This window comes from Streptococcus sp. 3.1 (genome assembly GCF_016648915.1).
Classification (GTDB): Bacteria; Bacillota; Bacilli; order Lactobacillales; family Streptococcaceae; genus Streptococcus; species Streptococcus salivarius_E.
This window is the reverse complement of the sequence record NZ_JACLQV010000027.1, coordinates 1-15313: the sequence shown is the minus strand read 5'-3', so window position 1 is coordinate 15313 and position 15313 is coordinate 1. Positions and strand designations below refer to the sequence as shown.

Genomic DNA, 15313 nt, shown 5'->3' with positions numbered 1-15313 from the left:
GGACTTTTTGTGTACACTTAAAAAGCTCTATAATCTCTACAGTGGTTTTACCCACTACAGAAATTATAGAGCCAAAAAAGCTAGGAACTTTTGATAAGTTTCTAGCTTTTTTTGCGAATTAATTGGTGATGGTTCATATTATGACGTTATGATACTGATAGTTTCATCGTTTTAAAATGAATTAGCAGAAATTGTAAGTAGAGAAGGAAATTAAGATGCAATTAGGATTTCATTTTGGATTTAAGAAAAGTAAAGCTTATGGACTGTGCGGTGTCATGCTGACAATCTTATTTTTAGGAATGTCTGGTCATTCGGCGAAAGCAGATGAAATGTTGTCTCCAACTGATACTTCTTCATCTTTGAAAGAAAGTACGGATAATCATGCGGCAAGCTATTCTGAAGTAGGAGTACACGATGATTCAACGAGTCAAATGAATCTACAAAGAGAAGAAGTATTAGAGGAGAAGCAAACAAGTCTGGAAGATTCTTCAAAAATAACTGTCTTAACAAATAGTTCTGTGACCACAAGCTCTTATCAAGAGGCAGATGATCTTAGCGAAATTGACCAGAATCAACGTCATTTTCTTAGTGCCATTAAGCAAGGAGCCATGGATGGAGCCAAGGAAGGAATCCTTCCATCTATCACGGGAGCGCAAGCTATTCTAGAAAGTGGTTGGGGAAGCTCTGAACTTGCTAAGGCTCCCAACAATAATCTTTTTGGCATTAAAGATTCAGAGGATTGGCATGGAGAAATAGTAACTGTACCTACACAGGAATATCTTAATGGTGACTATATCACAGTCAATGCTGCTTTTCGAAAATATGCCACATGGAATGATAGCGTAGTAGACCATGCAAAATTTTTCACGAGTACCGAGTGGCGAAAAGATAATTATCGAAAAGTTGTGAATGAAACAGATTATCGCATTGCGGCTCAGGAACTGAAGAATGCAGGATATGCGACAGATCCAAATTATCCCGGAAAACTTATCCGTTTGATCGAAGCCTATAAACTTTATGAATGGGATGCAATGTGTAATAATTCCATTTCTACCGTAGAAAATGAAGGAGTAGAGAGTCAAAATCCCAGAGTCGACCTTGCCATCACTGCTCTCAACAATGCTACGGGTAGCTATGATTTTGTCATTTCAAATTTGGTTGCGCCACGTGGCTTCAAAGAAGTCTTGGTTCCAACCTGGTCAGAAAAGAACGGTCAAGATGATATCATCTGGTACAAGGCAGCTAAGCAAGCAAATGGAGACTATAAGGTAACCGTTCGTTCAAGCAATCATAAGGGAGATAGTGGTCTTTATAATTCACATGTCTATTTGGTTGACAATGATGGTAAATTCATTGGCCTAGGTGGCAAACAAGTGACACTTGATATCACTAAAACTCAAGGAACATTGACTATTACCAATAATGATAAAAATCGTGGAACTTTTGATGTTCTTATCACCAATCTGACGAATCCAAGCGGTATTTCAGGTGTGGTAATACCTGTTTGGTCTGAGCAAAATGGTCAGGATGATCTTGTTTGGCATAATGCCACAAAGCAGGAGGATGGTTCCTACAAGGTGACTATTTCAGCTAGTCAGCACAAGTGGAATTCAGGTAAATACATCGTTCATGGCTATATTGTTGATTCTTCAGGTAAGAATATTGGTTTTGGGGCAACTTCAGCTGATGTGGTAGCCCCTAAGAAAATCGGTTCGGCATCAAGAGGAAACTACGATGTTTTAAATAAGGTTATCTATCTCGATGCTGGTCATGGTGGCTATGATCCAGGAGCTTCGTACTTTGGTATTTCTGAAAAGAGCTTGACCTTGGCTATCCAAAGCCGAGTTAAGGCCAAATTAGAAGCAGAAGGCTATCAAGTTATGACCACACGTACCAGCGATACCTATGTTGATTTGACGGATCGCTCTCGTGCAGCTAATGCCTCTGAATCAGATATCTTTGTAAGTATCCACATCAATGCTTCAGGAAGTTCTGCAGCACAAGGAATCGAGACTTATTATTACCAACCTTATGCAGAATACCCATCACGTATTAATGCGACTTACCATGCTAATCCGACGCGATTGAGCATGAGTGATACTTTGGCCAATGCCATCCAGTCCAGCCTGATTAATGCGACTGGCGCTCAGAATCAGGGCGTGAAACGTCAAACCTTTGCAGTCTTGCGTGAAACGACAGCGCCAGCAGTTCTCCTTGAACTTGGCTTCTTGTCAAATCCTCAAGAAGCAGCCCGTTTGAATACCTCTGCTTATCAAGAGACTTTAGCTAACGCAATTGTGGCAGGGATTAAGCGTTACTACGAAAAAGAATCTAAAGTTTAAGTTATACGGTTAACCCATCAATATGATGGGTTTTTATGCTATAATTGAGGTAAATACTAAATACAACTAAAGGAGTGCTTATGGGCTACGATTTACTCTTAGAGCGTTTTTTACGTTACGTTAAAATCAATACACGTAGTGACGAAAATGCGACAAGAACACCAACAACACAAAGCCAGGTAGATTTTGCCTTGAAGGTTCTAAAACCAGAATTAGAAGAACTAGGTTTAAGTAACATCCATTATTTGGAAAGTAATGGTTACCTAGTGGCAACCCTTCCGGCTAACGATGACCAATTAACACGTAAGATTGGTTTCATCTCACATATGGATACTGCTGATTTTAATGCGGAAGGTGTGTCACCTCAAGTCATTGACTCTTATGATGGAGGTATCATACCCCTTGGAAGTTCAGGTTATAACCTAGATCCAGCAGATTTTCCAAATCTCAAGAATTATGTCGGTCAGACACTTATTACGACAAATGGCACCACTCTTCTTGGAGCTGATGATAAGTCTGGCATTGCAGAAATCATGACAGCCTTGGCTTATTTGAAGGCTCATCCTGAAATCAGACATTGTGAGATTCGTGTAGGCTTTGGTCCTGATGAAGAAATTGGAATTGGCGCAGATAAATTTGATGTCGATGATTTTGATGTTGATTTTGCCTACACAGTTGATGGTGGCCCATTGGGTGAATTACAGTATGAAACCTTCTCTGCTGCGGGAGCAGAACTTACCTTCCATGGACGTAATGTTCACCCTGGAACAGCAAAAGACCAAATGGTTAATGCCTTGCAGTTGGCAATTGATTTTCATAATCAGTTACCAGCGGAAGAACGCCCTGAGTTGACAGATGGCTATCAAGGTTTCAACCATCTTCAAACCATGACAGGTACTGTTGAAGAAGCAAAAGCATCTTATATCATCCGTGATTTTGAAACAGAGTCTTTTGAAAATCGTAAAGCAGCCTTCCAAAAGATTTCCGATGAAATGAATAAAACTTATGGTCAGACACGAGTTGATTTGGTACTCAAAGATCAATACTATAATATGCGTCAGGTTATTGAAAAAGATATGACGCCTGTTGAGTTGGCTAAAGGAGTTATGGAGGAATTGGATATTACGCCAGTTATTGAACCCATTCGTGGTGGAACAGATGGTTCAAAGATTTCATTTATGGGTATTCCAACTCCAAACCTTTTTGCTGGGGGCGAAAATATGCATGGTCGATATGAGTTTGTTTCCTTGCAGACAATGGAAAAAGCCGTAGATGTTATTCTTGGAATTGTCAGTAAACCTTAATAGAGCTTGCTAAATACTGATTTTATGGTAAAATTAGAAGTAATGGAGGTGCTGAGATGATTAAAATTTTCGGCAAGTATCGTTACCATTGGCAACCCGAATTATCTTGGCTAATCATCTACTGGTCTTTAGCCATCACGCCAATCTTTATTGCGGCGGCCCTTCTGTTCGAGTTGTACTCGGTGCCCTCACATATTTTGATGCTCTTCACTATTTTCGTTGCCTTGTTTGGTTTAGGATTCCATCGTTACTTTATTATTGAAGATCATGGGATTCTGCGTATTGTTTCTTTCAATATTTTTAAACCACGCAAAGTGAAAATTAGTGATATTGAAAAAGTCGAAGTTATTAAAACTGGCTTGAGCCTTATTTTTAAAAATGGTAAAAAACGTCAGTTTTATATGAGAAAGTGGCCAAAGAAATATTTCTTAGATGCTTTAGCGCTTCACCCTGATTTCAAAGGTGAGGTAGAGCTATTGGATCATATGACTAACTTTGATTACTTTGCCTTTTATGAGGAATCAAAAAAAGCCCTCAAGCTTAAACTTCGCAAATAAGGGCTTTAGTGGGACAAGACTTGACAGCAGTCAAAGTCTCAGGGGTGTTTTCAATAATTTGATTGAGTTGGTCGCTATCTCTGAACCTAACAATACCTTCGTCATCATAATCGAAGACGGGAGAGTAGGTTTGGCACAAACCACAAGCGATACATTTTTCTGGAATTAATGATACTTTCATAGTATTATTTTAAAATAGATTTATTGTTTTTACAAGGAGAATATCATGAGTAAAAAACCATGGGAAGATAAGGTTTCTGACGAAGAGTTGGAAGAAGTAGTTGACGCTGATTTTCTAGATGATGAAGATGAGTTTGAGGATTATGAAGAAGAAGAGGATGTAACTCCTTCTGATGAAAAACGCGAAAAAGGTGGCGGCTTCATTAATTCATCATTCTTGACAGTCTTGCTTGGATTATTCTTTGTTATTGTTGTATGTATTTTGTTCTTTGTTTTCTATACTTCAAATGTCGGTGGAAACAAAACTGCGGAATCTAAGGAATCATCTGGATTCTACTCATCATCAACTAGCAAAGTTGTTAAATCTTCATCTAGCAAGAAAGACTCAAACAAAGATGAGGAAAGTGAGAAATCTAATACAGAAAAATCTTCAAAAGAGAAATCATCTTCAACTAAAGCATCAAGCTCTTCTAAACATGTAGTAAAAGAAGATGCAACTGAGTCAGCTGAGACAACACCATCAAGCGCTACGGCAGCAGCAGATGGTTCATCAATTGTTGTTCAATCTGGTGAAGGTGCTGGTTCAATCGCCGCACGTGCAGGTATTTCTGTAGATGAATTGGAACGTCTTAACCCTGATCACATGACAAATGGTTACTGGTATGCTAACCCAGGTGACGTCGTTAACGTTCAATAATTTTTAAAGCAAAGGAACATCATGAAAGATATTAGAATTGCTATTGATGGTCCTGCGTCAAGTGGAAAAAGTACAGTAGCCAAGATTATTGCAAAAAATCTTGGCTATACTTATCTTGACACAGGTGCCATGTACCGATCTGCAACTTATTTGGCCTTGCAGAATGGTTTAACTGAGGAAAATGTACCAGAAATTTTGGAGCAACTATCTCAATATCCGATTTCATTCGGAAAAGCAGCAGATGGTAGTCAGCAAGTTTATGTAGGTGATGTCGATATTACACACCCAATTCGTGATAACCAAGTTACAAATAATGTTTCTTGGGTCGCAGCTATTCCTGAAGTGCGTCAAGAACTCGTTGAGCAACAACAACGTATCGCTCAAGATGGGGCTATTATCATGGATGGTCGTGATATCGGGACCGTGGTTTTGCCTGATGCAGAACTCAAGATTTTCTTGATTGCTTCAGTTGATGAACGTGCGGAACGTCGTTATAAGGAAAATATCGAAAAAGGTATCCCTGCTGACCTTGAGACTCTAAAAAAAGAAATTGCTGAACGTGACTATAAAGATAGTCATCGTAAGGTGTCACCTCTTAAACCAGCGGAAGATGCCATCACTTTTGATACTACAGGTGTGTCTATTGATGGTGTTGTGGAATTTATTCAAGAAAAAGCAAAAAAAATTATTGACAAAGGATGACTCACTTGTTATACTATTAACAATGAGAAAAGCAGAAGTGAGAACTTCTCGCCTTGCGACTTAGGTTGTCTGGCCCAACATGTCAAATCCCTCTAGGGATATTATGTGTGCGGGCTTGTATATCAAGTCCGCTTTGTTTTTCTCTAAAAAAATAAAGAGGTGAAGATCATAGCTAAGAAAGATCTATTCATTAACGATGAAATTCGCGTTCGCGAAGTTCGTCTTGTTGGTCTTGATGGTGAACAATTGGGAATTAAACCATTGTCAGAAGCACAAGCTATTGCAGATGATGCAAATGTTGACTTGGTTCTCATCCAACCACAAGCTACGCCACCTGTTGCGAAGATTATGGACTACGGTAAGTTCAAATTTGAGTATCAAAAGAAACAAAAAGAACAACGTAAGAAACAAAGCGTTGTTACCGTTAAGGAAGTTCGTTTGAGTCCAGTTATTGATAAAGGTGACTTTGAAACTAAACTTCGTAATGGCCGTAAGTTCCTTGAAAAAGGAAACAAGGTTAAAGTTTCTATCCGATTTAAAGGTCGTATGATTACTCACAAAGAAATCGGAGCTAAGGTCTTGGCGGAATTTGCTGAAAAAACGCAAGATATTGCGATTATTGAGCAAAGAGCGAAGATGGATGGACGTCAAATGTTCATGCAACTTGCACCAATTCCTGACAAAAAATAATTGTCAAACTAACACTATTTTAAGAGGAGAATTTTAAAATGCCAAAACAAAAAACACACCGCGCATCAGCTAAACGTTTCAAACGTACAGGTTCAGGTGGATTGAAACGCTTCCGTGCCTTCACATCTCACCGTTTCCACGGTAAAACTAAAAAACAACGTCGTCACCTTCGTAAAGCATCAATGGTACATTCAGGTGACTTTAAACGTATCAAATCAATGCTTTCACAAATGCGTTAATTCGCTACAAGCATTACAAATTAACTAAACTAGAATTAATTCGGAGGAATATATAAATGGCTCGTGTTAAAGGTGGCGTTGTATCACGCAAACGTCGTAAACGTGTATTGAAACTTGCTAAAGGTTACTATGGTGCAAAACACATCTTGTTCCGTACTGCAAAAGAACAAGTAATGAACTCTTACTACTATGCATACCGTGACCGTCGTCAAAAGAAACGTGATTTCCGTAAACTTTGGATCACACGTATCAATGCGGCAGCTCGTTTGAATGGTTTGTCATACTCACAATTGATGCACGGTTTGAAATTGGCTGAAATCGAAGTTAACCGTAAAATGCTTGCTGATTTGGCAGTTAACGATGCAGCAGCTTTCACAGCTCTTGCAGATGCAGCTAAAGCAAAACTTGGTAAATAAGAATTAAGGTGGGTCTTACCCATCTTTTTTTGTGGAGGTAATCATGATTCGTTTAGCAAAATCTGAAGATATTCCAAGATTGCAGGAATTATTGGAGCAGATTCTTATTGTTCATCATCAAGCACGCCCTGATGTTTTTAAGTCAAAAGGCAGTAAATTTACAGATGCAGAGTTAGAAGCAGTAATTAATGATTCAAAAAAACCTGTGTTTGTGTACGAGGATGACGAAGGGCGTATCTTGGGCCATCTTTTCTTAATGATTAAAGAAGAAACTGAAAAAGATGGTCCACAAAAGGCTGTTAAGACTCTTTTTATTGATGATTTATGTGTTGATAAGGATGCTCGAGGTCAAAAATTAGGAGAAAAGCTTTACCAATTTGCCTTGGACTATGCTAAGGAGCTAGGTTGTTATAATCTGACACTTCACGTATGGAATGATAATGCAGGTGCTCTACGTTTTTACGAACGTTTAGGTATGAAACCGAGATATACAGAAATGGAAACTATCCTAAAATAATACGTTTTCATGAGAGAAATTTAACTTACGAGGAGAAAAAATTTTTGATATGCTGAAAGAGAACTTTTAGAAATGGAGAATTTTAATGCCTCGTAATTTTAAAGAAGCTTTGCTTTTTACGTTTTTGATGTGTGGAATGATGGTCTGTGGGATGAGTCTCTGGAATCTTCTCATCCTTGATTGGACTGGAGTAGTTCCCTTTGCTTGGGGTCACTTTTTCCAAGGTTATCTTCCTGGATTTGTGGTTGCTTTCTTACTTGATATGCTTTTGGTGGGACCACTAGCCAAAACAATAGCATTTGCAATTTTGCATAAAGTAAAAGCCCATGATAAACGATGGGCAAAGATTTTAGTGATTTCTGGAACCATGGCGCTATTTATGGTAACGTTTATGTCATTCTATGGATTAGTTTACAACAGTCAGTCGGTGACGCTATTATCCTATGGTCGTGCTTGGTTGACAAATGTTATCATGGCTTTACCACTTAATTTTCTAGTGGTTGGTCCAATCTCACGTTTTATCTTGGGAAAACTACAAAAACCATTGCCTGGTGAAGAAGTCGTTGAGAATTTTGACGACGATGATGAATTACCAACGATAATATAAAAAAACTGGAGTTTCTTTCCAGCTTTTTTTATATCAAAAGCAGCCACGGATGTGACTGCTTAATGATGATTAGTTTTTCTTCTTCATTTCACCATGTGGGTAGTAAGTTCCCTCTGGCATATCATTAATGAAAACATGAATGGCTTCTTTAGGTGCTTTGGCAACACGTGATACAACCTCAGTAACTTCGCGAGCAAGTTCGATTTTTTGTTCTTCAGTACGACCTTCAAAGAGATCAATCTTTACAAATGGCATAATGCATCTCCTTAGTTTTGATAGTCCTATTATAGCATTAATGAAGAGAATATTCTAAAGTTTATGGAAATTCTTGAAATGATATTATTGAAATGCTACAATGTGCTGATTTCTAATAGGAGGGCCTAAAGTATAAAGGGCTAGATAGTCAAGAGCTTTACCTCTTAGCTGATATAAATGCTATTACTTTAGATTCGAGTGTTCCTGATTTAGGAATTTTTCACCTTCTATTGAAGATGGTATGAAGTCTTTTGACATTCGGTAAGGGATTGCATTTTTTATTGGCTTTGTTTATAAGGGATGAAAACTCTTACTAAAAATGGTAAAATAATGCTAACTAGAGACAGTAAGGAGTAAATTATGACAATTGATTTTCGTGCCGAAGTTGATAAGCGCAAAGATGCTTTAATGGAGGACCTTTTTGGTCTTTTGCGTATTAATTCAGAACGTGATGATAGTAAGGTTGATGATAAGCACCCATTTGGTCCTGGACCAGTAAAAGCTTTGGAACATTTTCTTGCTTTAGCTGAACGTGATGGCTATAAAACTCGTAATATTGATAATTATGCTGGTGACTTTGAATTTGGTCAAGGTGATGAAGTTTTGGGTATCTTTGCCCACTTGGATGTAGTCCCAGCTGGTAGCGGTTGGGATACAGATCCTTATGAACCTGTAATCAAAGACGGTAAACTTTATGCTCGTGGGTCATCAGATGATAAAGGCCCAACAATGGCTTGTTACTATGCCTTGAAGATTATTAAAGAACTCGAGCTTCCAGTATCTAAGCGTGTGCGCTTCATTGTTGGTACTGATGAAGAATCTGGTTGGGGCGATATGGAATATTACTTCGCTCATAATGGATTGAAAGATCCTGATTTTGGTTTTTCACCTGATGCGGAATTCCCAATTATCAATGGTGAAAAAGGTAATATTACAGCCTATCTCCATTTTGAAGGTCAAAATGATGGAGACTTTAGTCTTGTATCATTTAATGGTGGTTTGCGTGAAAATATGGTTCCTGAATCAGCAAGTGCAGATTTTACTGGACCTATCACTTTGAAAGAACTTGAGGCCAAATTAGCCGACTTTGTTTCGGAACAAGAAGTAACTGGTCAAGTGACCGAAGAAGCAGGTGTTTTCCATGTGACTATTCATGGGAAATCAGCTCATGGTATGATGCCTCAAAATGGTATTAATGGGGCAACCTACTTGGCACTCTTCCTTAGTCAATTTGATTTCCAAGGTAATGCTAAAACGTATTTGGATTTAATTGCTGAAACACTTCATAAGGATTTCTTCGCTGAAAAGACAGGTCTTGCCTATACAGATCCTAAGATGGGTGAATTGACCATGAATGCTGGTGTATTTAACTTCTCTAAGGAATCAGAAGATAATACAATTGCTCTGAATTTCCGCTATCCTCAAGGGGTTGATACGGACGCTATTAAGGCTGGTCTTGAAAAACTTGAAGGTCCTAAGGCAGTTAGTCTCTCAGAACATGGTCATGTGCCACACTATGTACCAGTTGATGATCCTATGGTAGAGACTCTTCTTTCAGTCTATGAGAAACAAACAGGACTTAAAGGTCATGAACAAATTATTGGTGGTGGGACATTTGGACGTCTCCTAAAACGTGGAGTTGCCTATGGAGCTATGTTCCCAGGTTATGTCAACACTATGCACCAAGCCAATGAGTTTACTGAGGTTGAAGACTTGTACCGTGCAGCTGCCATTTATGCAGAAGCTATCTATGAGTTAATCAAATAAAAAGAAGAGACAGACTGTCTCTTTTTTTGGAGGACATTATGGAAACACTTGAAGAATTGACACAAGCCATTATGGCTGATGAACAAAATAAAGTTTATACGGAACAAGGTATAAAACCCTTGTTTTCCATTCCAAAAATGGCTCGGATTAATATCGTGGGACAAGCTCCTGGTATTCGTGCCCAAGAGTCTGGCCTTTACTGGAATGATCCTAGTGGTGATAATCTCAGGGATTGGATGGGGGTCTCACGCGAAGAATTCTATGAATCTGGTATGTTTGCTATTGTACCAATGGATTTTTATTTCCCAGGTCATGGTAAATCAGGTGATTTACCTCCTCGCAAAGGATTTGCAGATAAGTGGCATGAGAAAGTTCTTGCTTTAGCTCCTGATATTCAATTGACAATTTTAGTAGGTAACTATGCACAGCGTTACTATTTGCATCAAAAATCATCGGCAAAATTAACGGATACAGTTAAGCATTACAAAGATTATCTTCCAGAGTTTTTCCCTCTTGTTCATCCTTCTCCTCGAAATAATATTTGGCAAGCAAAAAATCCATGGTTTATGGAAGAAGTAGTTCCAGATTTGAAGGCCTTGGTCAAAAAAATCTTAAGTCAATGATTTCTGATATCTGCACTCGGAGTGTCTTTAGGTATTGTTATCAAATTAATGAAGCAACATTCAGAACATATCCAGATGTTATAAAGATTTGAGCCCCTTGGGGCTCTTTTTGGTGCTATAACAAAAATATTTGCAAAAATAATTAACAAAAATTTTAATGCTAAGCTTATATAATACAATTTAATTCTAATTTTCAGAAGAAGTAACATATAAAATTAAGGTAGCTATCCTTTTAAACTAAAGAATCAATTAAATAATACTTACAAATTGAAAATGAATATAGATTTTTGGAAATATTAAGACAATTCTATTGACAGAAAGTTTAAAAGTGATAGACTTTAGGTGTTAAGAAAATATAGAAGGAAATTTGTGATATGGGAAGAAAAGATTCACAACGTTTTTCAATCAGGAAGTATAGCTTTGGAGCTGCTTCTGTTCTTTTGGGTACAACCATTCTTGCGATGGGGGCAACTGGTGTACATGCTGATGAGGTTTCAACTTCAGCTGCTACTGATACACCACTTAGTGCTTCTGTACTAACAGATACTGCTGCTGATCCGGCAACAACTGTTGATCATTCAGAGAAGCAAGTTGTTTCTGTTAAAGAAGAAGGAAATACCACTGTAACAACAAGTGTTGTTACAACTGATAGTCTTGAGGATGCTAAAACTTCTGCGGTAAAAGAAGGGGTAGAAGTCGAAGAAACTGCACCTCAAACACATACATCCCTAGAGGGTGCTATTGCTGACAATCATGCTCAATCAAAAGAGATTAACACGGTTGTTTCGGATTATCAGAAGGCAAAAGAAAGCCACAAAAAAGATGTAGCTGAGTATGATAAAGCTAAGGCTGAGTACGATGCTAAAGTGGCCGAAAAAGCAGCAGCTGATAAAGCAAACGCTGCTTCTAAAGCCCAGTATGATACTAATCAAGCTGCTTATGAAAAAGGGTTAGCTAAATACCAAGCTGATAAAAAAGCCTATGATGCAGCATTGGAAGAGTATAATACTCAAAAATTAACTTATGATTCTAAAGTAGCAGAAAAAGCAGCTGCCGATGCAGCTAATGCTAAGTCAGAAGCCGATTACAAAGTACAGTTGGCTGTTTATGAAACTGCTAAGAAGAACTATGAAGCTGCTATGGCTCAGTACAGCAAAGACAAGGCAAAATATGATGCTGAGAAGGAAGCTTATGATGCTAAAGTAGCTGAAAAAGTTCGTACAGAAGTCGAAAACAAGGCTGCCCAAGAGCAGTATGAGAAAGATTTAGTTACTTATAATGCCGCTTACGAAAAATATCGAACCGATTTAGCTGCCTATAAGACTGCTAAAGCAGCCTACGATACTAAAGTAGCAGAAAAAGCAGCAGCTGATAAAGCTAATGCAGAAGCTAAAGCTAAGTATGAGGCAGAGATGGTCACTTACAATGCGGCCTTGTCTGAATATAAGGCAAATAAGGCTTCGTATGATGCCGCTATAGCTGAATACAATACGAAAAAAGCTGCCTATGATGCTAAAGTAGCTGAGAAAACACAAGCAGAAATTACTGATAAGGCAGCTCAAGAGCAATATGAGAAAGATCTTGCTGCTTACAATACGGCTTACGAAAAATATCAAACTGATTTAGCTGCCTACAAGACTGCTAAAGCAGCCTACGATGCCAAAGTAGCCGAAAAAGCAACTGCTGATAAGGCAAATGCGGAAGCTAAAGCCAAGTATGATGCAGAAATGGCTGTTTATAATACAGCTAAAGCACAATACGATAAAGATTTACAAGAATACCAAGCTAAGAAAGCGCAATACGATAAAGATAAAGCAGCCTATGATCAACTTGTTGCTATTAAAGCAGAAGAAGATGCTGCAAAAGCTAAGTATGAAGTTGAGCTTGCAAAATACAATGTAGATTTAGAGCAATACGGCAAAGATTTTGCTACCTACCAAACAAAACTTGCTGAATATCAAACAGCTTTGGCACAGTACAAAGATGCTAAAGCAGCCTATGATAAGTACATGAATGATAATGGTTTCCAAGATCTGAAAGATGTAGAAACTGTTCAAGATTTGACCTTCCAACGTGAAGGTGGAGCCATTCATACCATCAATGGCATCAGAGCTTATCTCACTCGTGATGCTCAAGCCCGTTTGAATACAAGCAATGTACATCAGTATGATTCCAATAAATTGGAAGCTTCAGATATTGTAGCAACTAGTCCTTGGGCCAATAATGAAACTGAATTTATTCAAATTAAGGAAGGCGACAAATTTGTTGTTACTTATGACAACTTGAATCAGTCAAGTATGCGTAAAGATACGGATATGCATCCAATCAAGCGCGTGATTTATCGCTATGAGATTTTGAGTCTACCATCAAATGACGGTAAAGGAATTGCAGCCGTTAGCTCAGACCCAACTGTAACACTAACAGTCGGTGCTTCAACAGACCAAAATAAACCAGTTAAGGTGGCTGTAGATGTTGAATTCTATGATGGTAATGGCAATAAGTTTGATTTGACACAACACAATGCGATTGTTGCTTTGAACTCTCTTAACCACTGGACAGGTGCTTCTTATGTAGATAGTGGGGATAAACCTCGTGCCCTTACAGTAGAAGCCAAGGATAAAGATGGTAACACTGTTCGAGGAACTTGGGATCCGTATGCAGATGGTTCCTCAATGAGCATTGAAAACAATGCGGTTGTTGTTAAAAATGGAACTGCTGACTTTGGTACTGCTGATGTCATTATCTCTGCTGAAAATCCAATCAAGATTGTGGCACAAAAAGCAACGTGGAATGGTAGTGAATTTACAGTTAGTGAAGAAACTGTTATTGACGCAACTTCAGTCAATGTTTCAGGTGCTGGGAATGGTCACTCTATCGGAACAGATGAGTTCACATTAGACGGTAAAGATGATGTGATTGGTTCTTACACTATTGATCCAACTTCAGGACGTATCATCTTTACTCCTAAGAAGAAATTTGAAAATGTAGAGCACCAAGAATCTGTAAATGTTGGAAACAATAAATACATTCCAATTCCAAATTCAAGTGTTTCTTATGATTCTGCTACAAAAGAGGTGACATCATTTAAAGATAACCAATACATTGAACATGGATCTATCTTTAATGGTGAATCTTCAGCGACTCTTGAAGGTTGGGACAATCCATCTTCTCCATACCTCTATTATGGTGGAGCAGGATTGAAGATGGCTGATGGTCACTTGGTATTTACAGCCAATGGAGCTAATGCTGCTGGTCAACCAACAGTTTACTGGTTTGCGATTAACTCAAATGTTGGTATTCCAAAAAATCCAGGTGAAGCGCCAAAAGAGCCAACAGCTCCTGAAGAACCTAAGGCTCCAACACCACCAACGATTACATTGGAAGTTCTTCCAGCGGTACCAACAGAACCTACTCCGCCAACAGCCCCTACGGCACCAACAGAACCTAACTATACAGTTGTTACAGTTGATGCTGAGGAGCCAACAGCTCCAACAGAGCCTAAGGCTCCAACGCCACCAACTCCGACAGTTGTTGAAGTTCCAGCGGAACCAAGCAAACCAGAAGAACCTAAAGCACCAACACCACCGACAGGACCTAACTACACTGTGGTTACAGTTGATGCAGAGGAACCTAAGGCTCCAACAGAACCAAAAGCACCAACGCCACCAACTCCAGCTTTAGTTGAAGTGCCAGTAGAGCCACGTAAGATTACGGCTCCAGTAGAACCTAAGGCTCCGACTCCACCTACACCTGTAGTTGTAGAGGTACCTGGTGAGCCAACAAAACCAACTCCACCAACAGAGCCAACAGCTCCAACACCACCAACTATGGTCACAGTTAATGTTCCTAATAAACCTGTTTCACCTAAAGAACTTGTAGCTCCTAAGGTAAAATGGCATAAAAATTATCTTGTTGAGCGCGTAACACGTCCAGTACCAACGACGCCACCAACTCCTCAAAAACCAAAAACTCCTGGAACACCTACAGGACCAAGCGTTACACCAACTTCTTCTATAGTTGCTAAGCAAGAAACAGAAAGAACTAATAGCGCCGTATTGCCAGAAACAGGTGACTCTAACCAAAAATTAGCATCTGTAACAGGTCTAGGCCTGCTTTCAATGGCCCTTTCAGGTCTATGGTCAGCTCGCAAACGTAAACATTAATAAGATAAAATGAAAGATTAGGTTGTTTTGCTATGCAAGACAGTCTAGTCTTTTTTTTGTTACTTATTCTTTGCATATTATCGGCATAAATAAGTTTGAATGTTAAAACTAATAGGGCAAACGAGAGGACATGATTTAGGTGAAATAGCTATCCAAAAGCTAAATATTACTATGAAAAGTAAAATGAAAGCTTATAGTTGATTGTTTTTCATAATCTTTTCAATAAAAAAACATTAAAGCGAATTGGACTAGAT

General features: G+C 38.7%; 15 protein-coding genes and 1 other annotated feature. Of the genes, 13 read left to right on the top strand and 2 right to left on the bottom strand.

What is annotated here, in order from left to right; translation table 11 throughout:
- Nucleotides 1–215: 215 nt before the first annotated feature.
- The 3 genes from H7U02_RS10725 to H7U02_RS10715 all read left to right on the top strand — a co-directional run bounded on the left by H7U02_RS10725 (nt 216) and on the right by H7U02_RS10715 (nt 4203).
- Complete coding sequence (locus H7U02_RS10725) at nt 216–2342, top strand: N-acetylmuramoyl-L-alanine amidase (RefSeq protein WP_110981215.1); 2127 nt, start codon at nt 216–218, stop codon at nt 2340–2342.
- An 80-nt stretch (nt 2343–2422) separates the two neighbouring features.
- A complete protein-coding gene (pepT, locus tag H7U02_RS10720; protein WP_110981216.1) occupies nt 2423–3646 on the top strand; it encodes a peptidase T in 1224 nt (407 codons plus the stop codon).
- Nucleotides 3647–3702: 56 nt separating this feature from the next.
- Nucleotides 3703–4203, top strand: coding sequence for an EbsA family protein (locus tag H7U02_RS10715; protein ID WP_002890860.1), 501 nt, complete (start codon nt 3703–3705; stop codon nt 4201–4203).
- On the opposite strand, the gene H7U02_RS10710 is transcribed toward H7U02_RS10715, so the two are convergent.
- A complete protein-coding gene (locus H7U02_RS10710) occupies nt 4187–4384 on the bottom strand; it encodes a ferredoxin (protein WP_002890861.1) in 198 nt (65 codons plus the stop codon). The genes H7U02_RS10715 and H7U02_RS10710 overlap by 17 nt on opposite strands.
- A 45-nt stretch (nt 4385–4429) precedes the next feature.
- Here H7U02_RS10710 and H7U02_RS10705 point away from each other — a divergent pair, with 45 nt between their 5' ends.
- The 7 genes from H7U02_RS10705 (at nt 4430) to H7U02_RS11555 (ending at nt 8251) form a co-directional block, all read left to right on the top strand.
- Nucleotides 4430–5080 (top strand): SAG1386/EF1546 family surface-associated protein, encoded by a 651-nt coding sequence (locus H7U02_RS10705; protein WP_110981217.1) that lies wholly within the window; start codon nt 4430–4432, stop codon nt 5078–5080.
- A gap of 21 nt (nt 5081–5101) precedes the next feature.
- Nucleotides 5102–5782: a (d)CMP kinase gene (gene cmk / locus H7U02_RS10700; RefSeq protein WP_110981218.1), complete on the top strand. Its 681-nt coding sequence runs from the start codon at nt 5102–5104 to the stop codon at nt 5780–5782.
- A gap of 23 nt (nt 5783–5805) precedes the next feature.
- Nucleotides 5806–5928, top strand: a sequence feature (ribosomal protein L20 leader region).
- A gap of 13 nt (nt 5929–5941) precedes the next feature.
- Nucleotides 5942–6472 carry a translation initiation factor IF-3 gene (gene infC / locus H7U02_RS10695; RefSeq protein ID WP_002885108.1) on the top strand — a complete coding sequence of 177 codons (531 nt, stop codon included), beginning with the start codon at nt 5942–5944 and terminating at the stop codon, nt 6470–6472.
- A 38-nt stretch (nt 6473–6510) separates the two neighbouring features.
- Nucleotides 6511–6711 (top strand): 50S ribosomal protein L35, encoded by a 201-nt coding sequence (rpmI, locus tag H7U02_RS10690; RefSeq protein WP_002885093.1) that lies wholly within the window; start codon nt 6511–6513, stop codon nt 6709–6711.
- 56 nt (nt 6712–6767) lie between these two features.
- Nucleotides 6768–7127 carry a 50S ribosomal protein L20 gene (gene rplT, locus H7U02_RS10685; RefSeq protein ID WP_002885090.1) on the top strand — a complete coding sequence of 120 codons (360 nt, stop codon included), beginning with the start codon at nt 6768–6770 and terminating at the stop codon, nt 7125–7127.
- A 43-nt stretch (nt 7128–7170) separates the two neighbouring features.
- Nucleotides 7171–7644, top strand: coding sequence for a GNAT family N-acetyltransferase (locus H7U02_RS10680; protein WP_110981219.1), 474 nt, complete (start codon nt 7171–7173; stop codon nt 7642–7644).
- Between the two features lie 85 nt (nt 7645–7729).
- On the top strand, nt 7730–8251 hold the full coding sequence (locus H7U02_RS11555) for a hypothetical protein (RefSeq protein WP_002890867.1): 522 nt from the start codon (nt 7730–7732) through the stop codon (nt 8249–8251).
- Between the two features lie 69 nt (nt 8252–8320).
- On the opposite strand, the gene H7U02_RS10670 is transcribed toward H7U02_RS11555, so the two are convergent.
- The gene (locus H7U02_RS10670) at nt 8321–8506 is read right to left on the bottom strand and encodes a 4-oxalocrotonate tautomerase (RefSeq protein ID WP_002885057.1); all 186 of its coding nucleotides are present in this window, start codon (nt 8504–8506) and stop codon (nt 8321–8323) included.
- Between the two features lie 360 nt (nt 8507–8866).
- Between H7U02_RS10670 and pepV the strand changes: the two genes are divergently transcribed.
- The 3 genes from pepV to H7U02_RS10655 all read left to right on the top strand — a co-directional run bounded on the left by pepV (nt 8867) and on the right by H7U02_RS10655 (nt 15059).
- Complete coding sequence (pepV, locus tag H7U02_RS10665) at nt 8867–10273, top strand: dipeptidase PepV (RefSeq protein WP_201043341.1); 1407 nt, start codon at nt 8867–8869, stop codon at nt 10271–10273.
- Nucleotides 10274–10311: 38 nt separating this feature from the next.
- Entirely contained in the window at nt 10312–10896 is a 585-nt protein-coding gene (locus H7U02_RS10660; RefSeq protein ID WP_201043339.1) for a uracil-DNA glycosylase family protein, read from the top strand.
- A gap of 374 nt (nt 10897–11270) precedes the next feature.
- Nucleotides 11271–15059 carry a GbpC/Spa domain-containing protein gene (locus tag H7U02_RS10655; protein WP_195187899.1) on the top strand — a complete coding sequence of 1263 codons (3789 nt, stop codon included), beginning with the start codon at nt 11271–11273 and terminating at the stop codon, nt 15057–15059.
- Nucleotides 15060–15313 lie beyond the last annotated feature (254 nt).